Annotated in this window: 13 protein-coding genes; 4 read left to right on the top strand and 9 right to left on the bottom strand. The window is 45.1% G+C overall.

Going from position 1 to position 15050, the window contains the following annotated elements:
- Positions 1-99 precede the first annotated feature (99 nt).
- A complete protein-coding gene (gene acs, locus NI462_RS09360) occupies positions 100-2046 on the bottom strand; it encodes an acetate--CoA ligase (protein WP_253160278.1) in 1947 nt (648 codons plus the stop codon).
- 270 nt (positions 2047-2316) lie between these two features.
- Here acs and NI462_RS09355 point away from each other — a divergent pair, with 270 nt between their 5' ends.
- Together NI462_RS09355 and NI462_RS09350 are read left to right on the top strand one after the other, a co-directional pair.
- On the top strand, positions 2317-2895 hold the full coding sequence (locus NI462_RS09355; RefSeq protein WP_180087139.1) for a DUF805 domain-containing protein: 579 nt from the start codon (positions 2317-2319) through the stop codon (positions 2893-2895).
- Positions 2896-3001: 106 nt separating this feature from the next.
- Positions 3002-3982 (top strand): mechanosensitive ion channel family protein, encoded by a 981-nt coding sequence (locus NI462_RS09350; protein ID WP_004281355.1) that lies wholly within the window; start codon positions 3002-3004, stop codon positions 3980-3982.
- Here the strand turns inward: NI462_RS09350 and NI462_RS09345 are convergent.
- The 5 genes from NI462_RS09345 to prfB all read right to left on the bottom strand — a co-directional run bounded on the left by NI462_RS09345 (position 3956) and on the right by prfB (position 8919).
- Positions 3956-4669 carry a 16S rRNA (uracil(1498)-N(3))-methyltransferase gene (locus NI462_RS09345; RefSeq protein ID WP_253160276.1) on the bottom strand — a complete coding sequence of 238 codons (714 nt, stop codon included), beginning with the start codon at positions 4667-4669 and terminating at the stop codon, positions 3956-3958. The genes NI462_RS09350 and NI462_RS09345 overlap by 27 nt on opposite strands.
- A 244-nt stretch (positions 4670-4913) precedes the next feature.
- Positions 4914-6194, bottom strand: coding sequence for a 3-deoxy-D-manno-octulosonic acid transferase (locus NI462_RS09340; protein ID WP_253160274.1), 1281 nt, complete (start codon positions 6192-6194; stop codon positions 4914-4916).
- A gap of 82 nt (positions 6195-6276) precedes the next feature.
- Complete coding sequence (locus NI462_RS09335; protein WP_253160272.1) at positions 6277-7362, bottom strand: alkene reductase; 1086 nt, start codon at positions 7360-7362, stop codon at positions 6277-6279.
- Positions 7363-7377: 15 nt separating this feature from the next.
- Complete coding sequence (locus NI462_RS09330) at positions 7378-7677, bottom strand: ArsR/SmtB family transcription factor (RefSeq protein WP_004281346.1); 300 nt, start codon at positions 7675-7677, stop codon at positions 7378-7380.
- Positions 7678-7823: 146 nt separating this feature from the next.
- A protein-coding gene (gene prfB, locus NI462_RS09325) for a peptide chain release factor 2 (RefSeq protein ID WP_253144869.1) occupies positions 7824-8919 on the bottom strand; the annotation gives its coding sequence in 2 pieces (ribosomal slippage) (positions 7824-8846 and positions 8848-8919; 1095 coding nt in all).
- Positions 8920-9419: 500 nt separating this feature from the next.
- On the opposite strand from prfB, the gene NI462_RS09320 reads away from it, so the two are divergent.
- Both NI462_RS09320 and NI462_RS09315 read left to right on the top strand, forming a co-directional pair.
- Positions 9420-10199, top strand: a complete 780-nt coding sequence (locus tag NI462_RS09320) for a putative porin (protein ID WP_004647252.1) — start codon at positions 9420-9422, stop codon at positions 10197-10199.
- A 175-nt stretch (positions 10200-10374) separates the two neighbouring features.
- Entirely contained in the window at positions 10375-11175 is an 801-nt protein-coding gene (locus NI462_RS09315) for a putative porin (RefSeq protein ID WP_004647251.1), read from the top strand.
- A gap of 52 nt (positions 11176-11227) precedes the next feature.
- On the opposite strand, the gene recJ is transcribed toward NI462_RS09315, so the two are convergent.
- Genes recJ through glmM form a run of 3 tightly spaced genes read right to left on the bottom strand, consistent with a single transcriptional unit; the run spans position 11228 to position 14933 of the window.
- On the bottom strand, positions 11228-12928 hold the full coding sequence (gene recJ / locus NI462_RS09310) for a single-stranded-DNA-specific exonuclease RecJ (protein WP_253160270.1): 1701 nt from the start codon (positions 12926-12928) through the stop codon (positions 11228-11230).
- Positions 12929-12930: 2 nt separating this feature from the next.
- On the bottom strand, positions 12931-13587 hold the full coding sequence (gene pdxH, locus NI462_RS09305) for a pyridoxamine 5'-phosphate oxidase (protein WP_004281335.1): 657 nt from the start codon (positions 13585-13587) through the stop codon (positions 12931-12933).
- Between the two features lie 14 nt (positions 13588-13601).
- A complete protein-coding gene (glmM, locus tag NI462_RS09300) occupies positions 13602-14933 on the bottom strand; it encodes a phosphoglucosamine mutase (protein WP_004281334.1) in 1332 nt (443 codons plus the stop codon).
- Positions 14934-15050 lie beyond the last annotated feature (117 nt).

The following is a 15050-nucleotide window of genomic DNA, read 5'->3' as shown; positions in this document are numbered from 1 at the left end:
GCTTAGCAGATTGCAGCCTGTCACTATATCCGAAAGCATGCAGAGCTTATTACTGATATAAAAATACCGGCAGGACGCCGGCATTTAAAAAGTTTAAATTTAAGCATTATTACGCTGTACTTCTGCAATCAGATGATCCACCACTTGCGGTTCAGCCAGGGTCGAGGTATCACCCAGACTATCCAGCTCATCGGCTGCAATCTTTCTCAAGATCCGGCGCATGATTTTGCCGGAACGGGTTTTTGGCAATGCTGGTGCCCAGTGCAAGGCATCGGGGGTCGCCACTGGCCCGAGAATCTTACGTACCCAGCTGACCAGTTCCGCACGTAATTGATCTGAACTGGCAACATCAGCCTGCAAGGTTACAAAGGCACAAATTCCCTGACCTTTAATGTCATGTGGCATACCGACTACAGCGGCTTCAGCCACTGATTCATGCGCCACCAATGCACTTTCAATTTCTGCAGTACCGAGGCGGTGTCCGGATACATTCAGGACATCATCGACACGGCCGGTAATCCAGTAATAACCATCTTTATCGCGACGTGCCCCATCCCCGGTAAAATAGGTACCAGGATAGGTCGAGAAATAAGCTTCAATAAAGCGCTCCGGATCGCCCCAGATGGTGCGCATCTGCCCCGGCCAGGAATCCTTAATCACCAGATTACCCTCAGCTTCACCCTCCAGTTCCTTGCCATCGGCATCGACAATAGCTGGTTGTACGCCGAAGAAAGGTCGTGTCGCAGAACCCGGTTTTAAATCAGTCGCACCCGGCAAGGGCGTAATCATAAAACCGCCCGTTTCAGTCTGCCACCAGGTATCAATGACAGGACATCGGCTTTCACCGACCACGGTGTAATACCAGTTCCAGGCTTCCGGGTTAATCGGCTCACCGACCGATCCTAAAATTCTCAGGCTACTGCGGTCACTTTCCCGCACAAAAGCATCGCCCTCACGCATCATGGCGCGGATCGCCGTCGGTGCAGTATAGAGAATGGTGACGTTATGCTTGTCGACAATATGTCCAGTACGCGCCCAACTTGGATATTGCGGCACACCTTCAAAAATCACGGTGGTGGTACCATTCGAAAGTGGCCCATACAGTACATAGGAATGCCCGGTGATCCAGCCCACATCTGCGGTACACCAGAATACATCATCCTGCTTGATATCAAATGCTTCACGGAAGGTGCAATTCACATAGGTCAGATAACCGCCAGTGGTATGCATCACGCCCTTAGGCTTGCCGGTGGAACCTGAGGTATACAGGATAAACAGCGGATCTTCGGCATTCATCGGTTCCGGTGGACAGATGTCATTGACTGACATAATTTCCGTGTGATACCACAGATCACGCCCTTCCTGCATTTCAATTGGGTTACCGGTGCGGTGTACCACCATTACATTTTGAATCGAGTCTGTACCCGCCAGTTTCAGTGCTTCATCGACATTGGCTTTCAGTGGAATAGCCTTACCGCCGCGCATGCCGGAATCGGCTGTAATCACCATTTTCGCCTGACAGTCTTCAATCCGGCTGGCCAAGGAGTCCGGTGAGAAACCCCCAAACACCACGCAATGTACCGCCCCGATCCGGGCACAGGCCAGCATGGCAATCGCGGCTTCAGAGACCATCGGCATATACAGCATGACCCGATCGCCTTTCTGTATACCATTTTTCTTCAACACATTGGCAAAACGGCAGGTTTCATCATGCAGTTCGGCAAAGGAAATAATTTTGTGCCGCGAAGGATGATCCCCTTCCCAGATGATGGCCGGTTTATAGGGATGTTCTTTCAAGTGCCGATCCAGACAGTTGGCACTGACATTGAGCTGACCATCGGCAAACCATTCGATTTTAAAATCGTCTTTATTAAAGCTGGTATTTTTGACTTGGGTAAAGGGCTTGATCCAGTCCAAACGTTGCGCCTGTTCTGCCCAAAATTTATCTGGCTGTTCTATAGAATATTGATAACGTTCAAAGTACTGGTCTTCGAGCGTACGTGCTGTTTTTTTAAATTCTTCGGGTACTGGATAGATCTCTTGCATAGGTCACTTCCTTGATTTTGTTCTATCTCATCACGAGAGGTTAATGCTGCGTTGTTGATTGTTTTTTATGCATAATGGCAGTATGGCCTGCTTATTTCAAATCCGGCAATCATGCTTTCGTCGTAGATTATTTATACAAATTCAATCAAAATAAACCACAACTTACAGTACAGAATCTTCTGCGCAACTGTGTATGATCTGTAGCACAACCCTTTAAAAATAAAATTGACCGCTTGTGGTTATTTCATCTGATTTAGCAGGATACACTTTATGAAATCGCCTGAATCTCCCTACTTTAACCCGCCTGCGCTGCCTGCAACCGATCATCCCCTGTCGATGAAAGGTCGCTTCGGGCGCTTGAGCTTTATTGCCTGGTCGGCATTTCTGTATTTCATTTTTTTATTTGGCAGTATCGCATTGGGTCTCAGCATTGATATTGTGAATATTTCTACCCACTCCATGGATCCCAACTGGCTGATTTCACTGCAAGGTTTGGCCAGTATTGTTGTACTGGCCATGGTTCTGGTCTATGTGTATTTCGCTTTAGTAGTGACCGTTCGCCGTTTGCATGATATGAACCGCAGTGGCTGGTGGGCGCTATTATTTTTGCTGCCGCTAGTAAACATTTTTGTATGGCTTTATATCGTTTTTGGTTCGGGCGATCGAGGCACTAATCAGTATGGTCCGGCACGGATGACCTTGCTCTGGGAAAAAATTCTGGCCTGGCTGATGATTATCCTGACCCTGCTTAGCCTGTTGGGATCTATCGCTTTATTCAGTTATATGAGCGGTGAAGAACAAACACCTACCCCCACGGAAATGATGCAAAAAACCACCAAATACTTTTAACAACAGCGCCGTTATTTTTAAAATTATCTACTGGTGACTTCGAGCCCTTATTAATTTTTTGCTGAACATCAGGCAAAATAGGCGAAATTTGAATTGTGGAATTTTTGTGGCAGAGCAAAACAATACCTTAAGCCAGGTAACTGAGGGCACCACGGAGTTGTTACATCAGGCAACTGAGAAAACGACCCAGACCGTGATTGAACATACCGCCAAGTATAATGATGCCTACAGCACCATTGACAAGATCATGGAAGGTTTCTGGGAACGTGTGCCTTATTTCTGTATCGCGCTAATCGTAATTACGATTTTCTGGTTACTCTCCAAAGTCTTCAAGTTTTTTGTACGTAAAACTTTGGAAAACCGTTCTTATACCCGCCAGAATCTGGTATTAGTACTCAACCGTGTCGGTAGTACCTTTATTATTTTCTTTGGTATTCTGATTGGACTGGTGATTGCTGTTCCTGGCTTTACCCCGGGTCAGCTGATGAGTGCCCTCGGAATTGGTTCAGTCGCGATCGGTTTTGCCTTCAAGGATATTTTCCAGAACCTGCTCTCTGGCGTGTTAATTCTGCTCAGTGAACCGTTCAAGATTGGCGACGATATTATCGTGAATGGCATGGAAGGTACGGTTGAAGATATCCAGATTCGTGCGACCTTCTTACGTTCACCAGATGGCCGTCGTATTGTCATTCCGAATGCCACGGTCTACACCAGTGCGGTCACGGTGAATACTGCCTATACCCGTCGCCGCTGCGAATTCGTGGTGGGCATCGGCTATGAAGATGACATCCAGAAAGCCAAGGACCTGATCACCGCTATTTTAGATAAAGATCCAACCATCCTGAGCCAGCCAGGCTTTAGTGTCAATGTCACCGCGTTGGCTGACTTTTCTATTACCCTAAAAGCTTTCTGGTGGGTCGATACCACTGAAACCGGCACTGGAACTTCAATCAGTGCGGTGCAGGAACGGGTGATTCAGGCTTTTGCCGAGCATAATATTTCGATTCCTTATCCGGTACAGGAAGTCAAAGTCTATCGTGGCGAAGGCAATGAAGAAGCTTCAGCACGTGCTAAACAGTCGACCTAAAACATAAGGAATCACAGTTTCTGTACGAATAATACGGTTGCCCAGACTCACAGCCTGGCAGCCGTTTTTGATGAGTAAATCAACTTCATATGAAATAAATCCACCCTCCGGACCAATAACAATCGTACAGGGATGCTCAATCGCAAACGGCATCGCTTGCTCTGCATAAGGATGTGCCACATAAGCCGGACCATCCGCACTAATCAAACCCGGCAAGATATCTTCAACAAAGGGTTTAAAGCGTTTATACAGCTCGATTTTCGGAGCAACCGTATCGCCTGCCTGTTCCAGTCCCAGCTCGATATAATGATTTAACTGCTGTAAAAATGGAGTTTGCCAATAGCTTTTATCGACACGATAGCTATGCAGTAAAATGATTTTTTCAACGCCCAAAGTGACACTATCCATAATCAGACGGCGCAGCACTTTCGGACGTGGCAAGGCGACGATTAAAGTCACTGGCAATTTTTCTGGAACCGCTTCTTCTTGCAGCGGTTTCAAGCGCACTACTTTTTCAGAGATTTCGACAATCTCAGTCAGGTAACGCAGACCTTCCCGAATTCCGACTTTTAAAGTATCTCCCACTTGAATTTGTAGATGCTGCTGCAGATGTTCCAGTTGCCTAGTTGAGCTAATCGACCAGAATTCAGCTTCGGTTTGACGTGGATCAAGCAGGACGATATTCATAATGATCAAGTTCAAAAAATAAGAAGTGAAGAGTTAAAAGATGAAAAAAATAAGGTTTCTGACCAGACTATAATTACAATCAGCTATCACGATTGGTGGCAGGGATGCCGCCCGTATCACTGAGGGATAAGGACATCCCTTCAGTGATACAAAAGATTTTTGCTACTTTTCATCTCTGAAAAGTAGGTATCCCCTACGAATGAATATTTCGATCAAACATGATAAATGAGGGAATGACCAAAAATTATAAATACTGATCAATCAGCTGAATATGCTTGGCAAGTGACCCCGTATTTAACTGCATAATTTTCTGCGCTGCTGCATTCAAATTTTCTGCCTTAACCTGATCTTGCAAAAGTTCCAGTAAGACATCTGCAGCCTGCTGGGCATCCTGTACTACTGCGACTGCGTCTGCCTGAACAAACTCATCCACGATGGTCTGAAAATTAAAATAGTTTTTGCCTAAAACAGTCGGCACATTCAGCGCAATCGGCTCCAGAATATTATGTCCACCACCCGGCTCATTTAAAGAACCACCAACATAACAGGCCTGGCTCAAAGCATACCAGAGCCACATTTCCCCCATTGAATCGGCCAAATAAACTTGCGTATCTGCTTCAATATGCTGCCCTAGACTTCGACGCTGGACTTTCAATCCCAAAGACTGTGCAGCCTGGAACACCTCATCAAAACGTTCCGGATGGCGCGGTACCACAATACAGACCAAATATGGATCAGCTTCTAAAGCAGCTTTTAAAGCACTCAGAATTTCTTTTTCTTCAGGAGCATGAGTACTAGCTAACGTGACGATCTTTCGCCCCCCTAACTGCCACTCCTGTGTCAATTGATCTGCCTGCTGGATAAAGCGCTCGGGCGCAGTAATATCAAATTTGATATTGCCCAAAACCTGGGTTTTTTCGGCTGCTATCCCTAACTGGATATAACGTTGCTGGGTGGCAATATCCTGTGCCAAAAGCTGGGTTAACTGCTGTAGCATGCCTCTAGTCAGACCTTTGACCTTGGTATAACCTTTGGCAGATTTTTCAGACAGACGCGCATTCAACAATACAGTTGGCACATTAAACTGGGGTGCCTGATCCAGCAGATTAGGCCAAAGCTCGGTTTCCATCAGCAATAAAAGTTTCGGCTGATACTTTTGATAAAATTCACGAATTAAAGTTTTCTGGTCAGCAGGCAAATACACGGCTTGAAACAAATCGAGATAAGGCGCTTTTAAAAAAAGTGATTTAGCGCGTGCCTGACCGGTTTTGGTGGTATTGGTGACCAGCACCGGATGGCCAAGTTTTAAATAATGTTCAATTAACGGTTGGGCAGCATTGGTTTCACCCACCGACACCACATGAAACCAGATGGCATGCAGGTTTTTGGGTGGCTGAAACGGGCCGAAACGTTCCGTCAGTTCTTGTTGTAATTGTTCAGGATCGGTCGCACGTTTACGGATACGCGATTGATATAAGGGTTTAACCAGCGCCAAGGCTGCGTTATACCAAAATGGAGTGGCCACATTGCGCCCCTGTCCAAAGATTCAATGGGCAGAATATAGCAGAGCCACATCAACATGTTAATCAATGTGGCTCATTTTTAGATTATTCTACTGTAGTTAAAGCTTCTGCTTCAGCCAATGTCGGATAATCAATATAGCCTTCCGCGACATTGGTTCCGATCATATTTTCCAGCTTCAGTTCATTCAGCGGCGCATCTTCGAGCAGACGTTCGTATAGATCCGGATTGGCAATATACGCCTTACCAAAAGCCACCGCATCAGCCTTGCCTGAAGCCAGTAATTCAATGGCATCTTCACGACTTAGTTGCATATTGGCAATATAAGGCACTCCATTTGAGCGCTGTTTCATATATTCAGAAATACTGTCTTCTGCCAGATATTCACGGGTAAAGAAGAAGGCAATCTTGCGCTTACCCAGCTGCTCCATGGCATAGCCAAATGTTTCACGTGGATCATTGTCGCCCATGTCATGGTCATCACAACGCGGCGCAAAATGCACCCCTACACGATCTGCGCCCCATACTTCAATCAGTGCATCAGTTGCTTCTAGCAGGAAACGTGTACGATTTTCCACTGAACCGCCGTATTCATCTTCACGCTGATTGGTTTTGCTTTGCAAGAACTGGTCAATCAGATAACCATTGGCAGCATGTAATTCAACACCATCAAAACCGGCTTCTTTAGCACGAATCGCGGCTTGCTTATATTGCTCGGTAATCGCTTGAATTTCAGAAACTTCCAAAGGACGTGGCGTAACGTATGGACGTTTTGGACGTAACAAGCTGACATGACCCGCCTGCTGTACTGCACTTGCAGAGACTGGTGTTTCACCATTTAACAGATCCGGATGCGATACACGCCCAACATGCCAAAGCTGGGCAACAATCAGACCGCCCTTCTCATGAACCGCTTGAGTAACCTTTTTCCAGCCTTCGACCTGAGCATCGGTAAACAATCCTGGAGTATTTAAATAGCCATTGGCTTCTTCAGAAATCACTGTGGCTTCAGAAATAATCAGGCCAGCACTTGCACGTTGCGCATAGTATTCAACCATCATTGGGGTTGGAACGCGATCAGCAGTTGCGCGGTTACGGGTCAGCGGCGCCATGATGACACGGTTTTTAAGCTCTAACGCACCGAGCGTTAAAGGAGAATTTAATTCAGCCATCGTTACTCCCACCTGTTAAAGGTGTTGTTGTAGGTGTTCGATAAATTGTTGAATCAAAGTTTCATTGCGGGAGAAATATGACCACTGTCCATGCTTGGTCGCAGTGATCAGGCCAGTCTGCTGTAATACAGACAAATGATTGGACATGGTGGACTGGGAAACCTGGCCCAAACGTTCAATTTGACCTGCACAGACCCCACGTTGAAAGCCACCACACTCTTCCGCAGACAGATATTGCTCCGGAGATTTTAACCACTCCAGAATTTGTCGACGGGTCGGATTGGCTAAGGCTTTAAAAATTAGATCAAGGTCCATAGGCACATCACAATCAGTGGCGCAACGAAACTTTATTCAGCATCTGCGACCATTATATCGTATTTTTTCGATTTATATATCGAAAATTTTAGATATGATAATCACAATCTGCACAAGCTTTGTTACGCCAGCTTTTAAACGATTTCTTACAGGCCCTGTTTCAGGCTTGCTTCGATAAATTTATCCAGATCACCATCCAGAACCGCACCGGTATTCGAGTTTTCGACGCCTGTACGCAAGTCTTTAATACGCGAATCATCCAGCACGTATGAACGGATCTGACTACCCCAACCAATGTCAGACTTGGAATCTTCCAGTGCTTGGGCCGCTTCGTTACGTTTGCTCATCTCGAGTTCATAAAGTTTGGCACGTAACTGCTTCCAGGCATGGTCACGGTTAGCATGTTGTGAACGCTGGTTCTGACAGGCCACCACAATTCCGGTCGGTGCATGGGTTAAACGCACAGCAGAATCTGTTTTGTTAATATGCTGACCACCCGCCCCTGATGCACGATAGGTATCGGTACGAACATCGGACGGATTGATTTCGATCTCAATATTGTCATCAACTTCCGGCGAAACAAATACTGCAGAGAATGAAGTATGACGACGGTTACCCGAGTCAAATGGTGACTTACGCACTAAACGGTGTACGCCTGATTCGGTACGCAACCAGCCATAAGCATATTCACCCTCTACGCGGATAGTTGCCGATTTAAGACCGGCCACATCGCCATCCGACTCTTCCATCACTTCTGCTTTAAAGCCATGACGTTCGATCCAGCGTAGATACATACGTAACAACATAGACGCCCAGTCCTGTGCTTCTGTACCGCCTGAACCGGCTTGAATTTCCAGATAGCAAGGGTTTGGATCCATCGGATTATTGAACATACGGCGGAATTCAAGCTTGGCCAGTTCTTCTTCAGCCGTGCTCAGTTCAGCCTGTACGTCTTCTAGCAAGCTTTCATCATCCGCTTCAACCGCCAGATCAAGCAAAGCCTGTGCATCTTCAAGCTGGGTACTTAAGCCATCCAGCACATTTAATACGTTTTCAAGCTCGCCTTTTTCTTTGGCCATTGCTTGAGCACGACTCTGGTCATTCCAGATGGTTGGATCTTCTAATTCACGCAGGACTTCTTCTAAACGCTCTTTTTTCAGATCGTAGTCAAAGATACCCCCGTAGTGTTTGACCACGTTCGTTTAAGTCTTTTAATTGGTTTAGATACGGATTAATTTCCACGTGAATTACTCTCAATCAAAATTAGGCACAAAATTCTTAGCCCGATATTATAGCACAGTCTATTTCCGCTATTTTAACGATCCATTCAGTCTAAGGCTCGAATGTCTTGAGCATTTAGACCTGTATTTCCCTCATCCAATTTTCAACATCTCATAGACTCTTTTGCGTCTTTTTATCCGAAATTTTTATTAGCTTTTTAGCCTCGTTTTTATGACCGAAATATAATTTTGCAATTGATTTATAATCTAGGATTTCTTATTAGTGTGTATAAAAAATCAGCGAATTCAATAGATTCCACAATATCTACACACTTTTAATAAAACACTACATTATAAATTTAATTTTATTATTCAGTCACTTGTTCAGCAAAAATTACACAAGATTACGCTATTCACATTACTGTAACTTTCCTTTGATTGACGATCTTTGGAATTGCTCTAGACTGAAAGTTGTAACAAAAAGTGTAATGTTTTTAACTCACGATTTGAGGGGTAGTAACCATGAAAAAATTAGCGATTGCTTCGGCACTACTTTCAGCAATAGCAATGACTGGAACAGCAGCGCATGCTTACCAAGCAGAAATTGGTGCATCAGCAGGAGTGGTTGATCCTGACAACGGTGGAACTAGCGGTTCTTTCGGCGTTGATGGTACATATTACTTCAATCCAGTTCAAACACGTAATGCACCATTAGCAGAAGCAGCATTCCTTGATCGTGCTAGCAACGTGAGTGCGCAATATCAATATAATGAAATTGGTGATTCTGAAGCGCATCGTTATGGCGTAGGTGCAGAGTACTTCGTACCGAATTCTGACTTCTACTTAAGCGGTAACGTCAATGGCCATGATCTGCAGGACAATGATGATCTAGAAAATGATTTAACCACCTATGCAGCTGAAGTCGGTTATCTGCCAGCGCCAGGTCTATTGATTGCGGCTGGTGTGAAAGGTTGGGATAACGACAATGATGATGGCGTAGATCCAACACTTCGTGCTAAATATGTGACGACATTAAGCAACGGTAAAGATATCAACCTGGAAGCAGGTGCAGCGTTTGGTGATCTAGATGAATACAATCTGGCAGCAGATTATTTCATCGACAAAACCTTGAGTGTCGGTGCTGATTATCATAACAATGATATTACCGACAAGAGCGAATTTGGTATCAATGCACGTAAGTTCATTAACCAGCAAGTGAGCTTAGAAGGCCGTGTCGGCTTTGGCGAACAGTTTAACAATGACTACAATACCTTTGGTGTAGCAGCGAAGTACCGCTTCTAATCTAAACCCAAAAGTTAGTCATTCATAGAAACCCATCCTCGGATGGGTTTTTTTATTGCACTTTTAACAAGCATTTAGGTATTTTTTGCACATTGACGGGGCGAATATAAACTGTACAATTTGTTACAACTGTTCATCAAACAGTCATATTTTTATAACAAAGAGAGAAATCTAAATGCTTAAGAAACTTGCTCTTGCTACAGCGCTTCTTGCTGGCCTGGGAACTGCACATGCTTACCAAGCTGAACTTAATGTCGGGTATGAAAATACAGATATTGATAATGTTGGGGATCTAGATACATTTTTCATCAATGGAAAATATTACTTAAACACTGTTCAAGTTAAGAACTCTCCACTTGCAGAAGCGGCTTTCCTAAATAAAGCAAGCAATATTGGCTTAGGTTATGCAAATGCAAGCGGTGATGGCGATGAGGATATTGATGTATTTGGTGTAAGTGGCGAGTTTTATATTCCAAATACTCAATTTTATGTAAGCGGCACTATTAACCAGGTTGACTTTGCTGGTGAAGACAATACTGGCTATGCTTTTGAAGTTGGTTACTTACCAGTTAATGGCCTACTATTAGCAGCTGGTGCAGCTAATGAAAGCGTTGATCCAGTTCAGGTAGCAAATTATGGTTTTGTCCCTAACCTCCTAAATGCTGTTACTGTAGGTGATGATACTGCACTATCTTTACGTGCAAAATATGTGACTCAGATTGGTAATCATTTTGCCAATTTTGAAGGTTTAACTTATTTCGGTGATGAAACAACTTATCGTTTAGGCGCTGATCTTTATATCGATCCAACTTTAAGTGTGGGTGTATCAATCGCGGATTCTACAGAAGATGATTCAGATACAGTATTTGGTTTACGCGCACAAAAATTCTTTACACCTGCAATTGCAGCTGGCGTGAACTATACAACTACTGACGGTGCTGACTCTTTCGGTATTAACGGTACTTTCCGCTTCTAATCTCTCCGATTAAAAGCAAAAAAAACCGCTCACTCGAGCGGTTTTTTATGGCCTATTGTTCTAAATGGATAATCCGCATTTGCAAGCTGATATTGCCATTAAATACATTTTTATCCAGCTCATAGACCAATCGTGTATCTTTCATCGGGTCAAAGTCATATTTATCCGCTGCATTGAAAGCGATCGCATCCACGACCTGCCCATTCTCCAACGCCACACGTAACTTAAGATGCACATCTTTAAGCCAGCGATAGTCCATGATTTTGAACACACCATCAAAAATCGGTTGGGGGAATTTTTGCCCCCATGGACTTAAATTCTGTAATAAATCGACTGTTTCAATGTGAAAAGCAGAAGCTGGCAGCTCTCCATCCGTCCATAAAGTCGCAGTGAATAAATCCTCATCCATCGCACCAATCAGTACTTCAAAGACCTGCTTAAACTCGGCGAAATTTTCTTTTTTCAGGGTTAAACCGGCTGCTGCTGCATGGCCACCAAAATGACTGACTAAATGAGGATATTGCTCTGCCACCTGTTCAATCGCATCACGGATATGAATACCTTCAATCGAACGCGCCGAACCTTTGATATGAATCCCATCCTGATCCGCGGCAAAAACAATACTCGGACGATGGAACTGCTCTTTTAAACGCCCTGCTACAATCCCGATCACTCCCTGATGCCAATGCTGTTCAAACATGATCAACGCAGCAGGTAGTTCAGTGGCATCCCACTGGATTTTATCCAGCTCAAGCAAGGCTTCCTGCTTGATTTTACCTTCCACCTGACGGCGTTCGACATTGAGCTGATTCAGCTGTTCAGCTAGTGGATAAGCAGTTGTCAGATCAGGAGCCAGCAAACATTCGATCCCGATATCCATGGTTTCCATGCGTCCAGCCGCGTTAATCCGTGGGCCTAAAACAAAGCCCAAATCTTGAGCTTTCAGACCAGCAGGATCACGCTTTGCAATATCAAGTAGCGCACTGATTCCTGCTCGGCATAACCCTTGCTGGATCCGTTTCAACCCTGCATCGACCAGAATCCGGTTGTTGTAGTCCAAGCTCGCGACATCGGCATAAGTACCGAGTGCCACCAGATCAAGATAATTGGTAATTACCGTAGAGGATTTTCCAAGTTTCTTGCGATGGGTAGACAGATTGGCCAATACATAAAAAGCCACCCCGACCCCAGCCAGTGCTTTGCTTGGAAAGTCGCAACCGAGCTGATTGGGATTGACCACGGCTTCGGCTTTTGGTGTCGGCTTGGTCGTCAGATGGTGATCAGTAATGATCACATGCATGCCATGATCCTGCGCCTGTTTTACTCCGTCATGGCTGGAAATGCCATTGTCCACGGTAATCAGTAAATCAGGCGTGAAATTGACAAAGGCCAGATCTGCAATTGCGGGCGTCAATCCATACCCATATTTAAAACGGTCTGGTACCAGATATTCAACATTGGCGCCCATATCACGCAGTGCCAGCACCATGAGTGCAGTACTGGTCGCGCCATCGGCATCATAATCGCCGACAATCATGATTTTCTGGCCATGATCAATCGCCTGATCCATCAATTGAATGGCTTCAGGCAAGCCTTTCATGGTCGGTGCCAGCAAATGCTTCAGCTTGAGCTCAAGTTCCTGCTCGGATTCCACCCCACGACGAGCCAGAATCTCGGCCACAAATGCAGGGACGCCCGGTAAATTTTCAGGGCGTGTCAGCAATGGACGTTGTTTGATTTCCAGTTTTTGCATGGTTATGGCATTAAGCGCTCTAAAGTCCAGCCGGCATCGGTTTTGCGATAACTTAAACGGTCATGCAAACGGTTCGGACGACCCTGCCAGAATTCATAATAATCGGGTTCGAGACGATAACCGCCCCAGAATACCGGCTTGTCCAGCTGTTGCTGATTGGCAACCTGGGTATGCAAATCCCAAAAACGTTGCTGCAATTCCTCACGACTAGCCACGATGCCACTTTGCGGGGTACTGATATGCGCGGCAATCTGGCTTTCGCGTGGACGTTTATGATAATAGTCGGTCGATTCTTCTTCCGATATTTTCTTTACACGACCTGAAATACGAATCTGACGTTCCTGATCCTGCCAGTAGAACAACAGTTCGGCATAAGGATTTTTAGCCAGATCCAGACCTTTTTGACTATCATAGTTGGTATAAAAATCATACCCTGCGTCAGTCGCTCCACGCAGCAATACCGTACGCACATGCGGACGGCCTTGTGCATTGGCTGTTGCCAACGACATGGCATAGGGCTCGTGCAATTTTGCTTCCAGTGCATGGTTAAACCATTGCAAGAACTGCATATGCGGATTCGGATTGACTTGCTGTTCCTGTAACTCGCCTTTTTCATAATTCAGGCGTAGTTCACTCAGATCCTTGATCAGATCACTCATTATCTATGTTCCCGTTAAGCTGCATTGGCACGCACAGCATCTGCCAGGCTGTTTGCAAGTGTGGTGACTTCAGCCAGATCATCGCCTTCGACCATCACACGAATGACAGGTTCTGTGCCAGATTTACGAATCAATAAACGGCCACGACCTTTAAGCTGCTGTTCGGCTTTTTCAAATTCAGCTGCCAGTGCAGGCACTGAATAAGGATCAAACATGGCATTTAAACGTACATTGACCAAGACATTGGGCAACAGTTTAAAGTCAGCCACAAGTTCATGCAGAGCTTTTTTCTGCTCAACCATCACGGTTAAAACTTGCAGGGCTGCAATAATGGCGTCGCCTGTGGTGCTCTTGTCTAAAGTCAGAATATGACCAGAAGGCTCACCGCCAATTACCCAGCCATTTTCTTCCAGACCTTGCAATACATAACGGTCGCCGACTTTGGCACGTAATAACGGCACTTGTGCTTTTTCCAGCGCCAGTTCCAGCGCCATATTGCTCATTAAGGTACCGACGATACCTGCCGGTTTTTTCGAGCTTTGAGTCGCAAGAATATAAAGAATATGGTCGCCATCAATCAGATTACCGGCTTTATCTACGAGAACCACACGGTCAGCATCCCCATCAAAGGCAATACCCAAATCCGCTTGATGTTGAATCACGGCTTGTTGCAAGCTTTCCGGATGGGTTGAACCACAGCCCTCATTAATATTTAAACCGCTCGGCTCATTGTGAATCGCAATTACACGTGCGCCCAGTTCACGGAACACTGCAGGTCCCACGTTATAGGCTGCACCATTGGCACAATCCACCACAATGGTGAGTTCATTCAGATCCAGATGATACGGGAACGTCGATTTACAGAATTCAATATAGCGACCGTTGGCATCTTTAACCCGGATACTTTTACCCAGATTCGCCGTATCTTCAATCACAAAATCTTTTTCAAGTTCCTGATTAATTTCGTCTTGTAAAGCATCTGGCAATTTTTTACCTTCCGCAGAGAAGAACTTAATGCCGTTATCAAAATACGGGTTATGCGAAGCGGAAATGACAATACCCAAGCTGGCATGTAAGGCACGGGTCAAGTGAGCAATCGCCGGTGTCGGTAGTGGACCTAAAAGGTGAACATAAACGCCAGCGGCATTTAAACCTGCCTGTAAGGCAGCTTCCAGGATATAACCAGACAAACGGGTATCTTTACCCAGAACCACCAATGGTTTGGATTTTTTACTATGACGTTTTAAAACTTTACCAGCCGCAAATCCCAGTTTCAGGGCAAACTCAGGGGTAATCGGCAATTCGCCAAACTTTCCACGAATACCATCCGTACCAAAATAACTCATCTTTATCTCACTTCTTAGCGGATGATTGATATCACCCATTTTTTTCCTTGAGTCACACTTTACACCAAAATAAAAAAGCCGTCATTTGCATGACGGCTTTTTAAAATTTTAAATCAC

It is taken from the genome of Acinetobacter lwoffii (assembly GCF_024129715.1).
Taxonomy (GTDB): domain Bacteria; phylum Pseudomonadota; class Gammaproteobacteria; order Pseudomonadales; family Moraxellaceae; genus Acinetobacter; species Acinetobacter lwoffii_U.
This window is presented reverse-complemented; position numbering and strand designations above follow the sequence as displayed.

Coding starts and splice junctions, on each gene's coding strand:
- NI462_RS09355 (WP_180087139.1), top strand. CDS start 2,317: ATGAAATCGCCTGAATCTCCCTACTTTAACCCGCCTGCGCTGCCTGCA.
- acs (WP_253160278.1), bottom strand. CDS start 2,046: ATGCAAGAGATCTATCCAGTACCCGAAGAATTTAAAAAAACAGCACGT.
- NI462_RS09330 (WP_004281346.1), bottom strand. CDS start 7,677: ATGGACCTTGATCTAATTTTTAAAGCCTTAGCCAATCCGACCCGTCGA.
- pdxH (WP_004281335.1), bottom strand. CDS start 13,587: ATGAGTGATCTGATCAAGGATCTGAGTGAACTACGCCTGAATTATGAA.
- NI462_RS09335 (WP_253160272.1), bottom strand. CDS start 7,362: ATGGCTGAATTAAATTCTCCTTTAACGCTCGGTGCGTTAGAGCTTAAA.
- NI462_RS09320 (WP_004647252.1), top strand. CDS start 9,420: ATGAAAAAATTAGCGATTGCTTCGGCACTACTTTCAGCAATAGCAATG.
- NI462_RS09345 (WP_253160276.1), bottom strand. CDS start 4,669: ATGAATATCGTCCTGCTTGATCCACGTCAAACCGAAGCTGAATTCTGG.
- recJ (WP_253160270.1), bottom strand. CDS start 12,928: ATGCAAAAACTGGAAATCAAACAACGTCCATTGCTGACACGCCCTGAA.
- NI462_RS09315 (WP_004647251.1), top strand. CDS start 10,375: ATGCTTAAGAAACTTGCTCTTGCTACAGCGCTTCTTGCTGGCCTGGGA.
- glmM (WP_004281334.1), bottom strand. CDS start 14,933: ATGAGTTATTTTGGTACGGATGGTATTCGTGGAAAGTTTGGCGAATTG.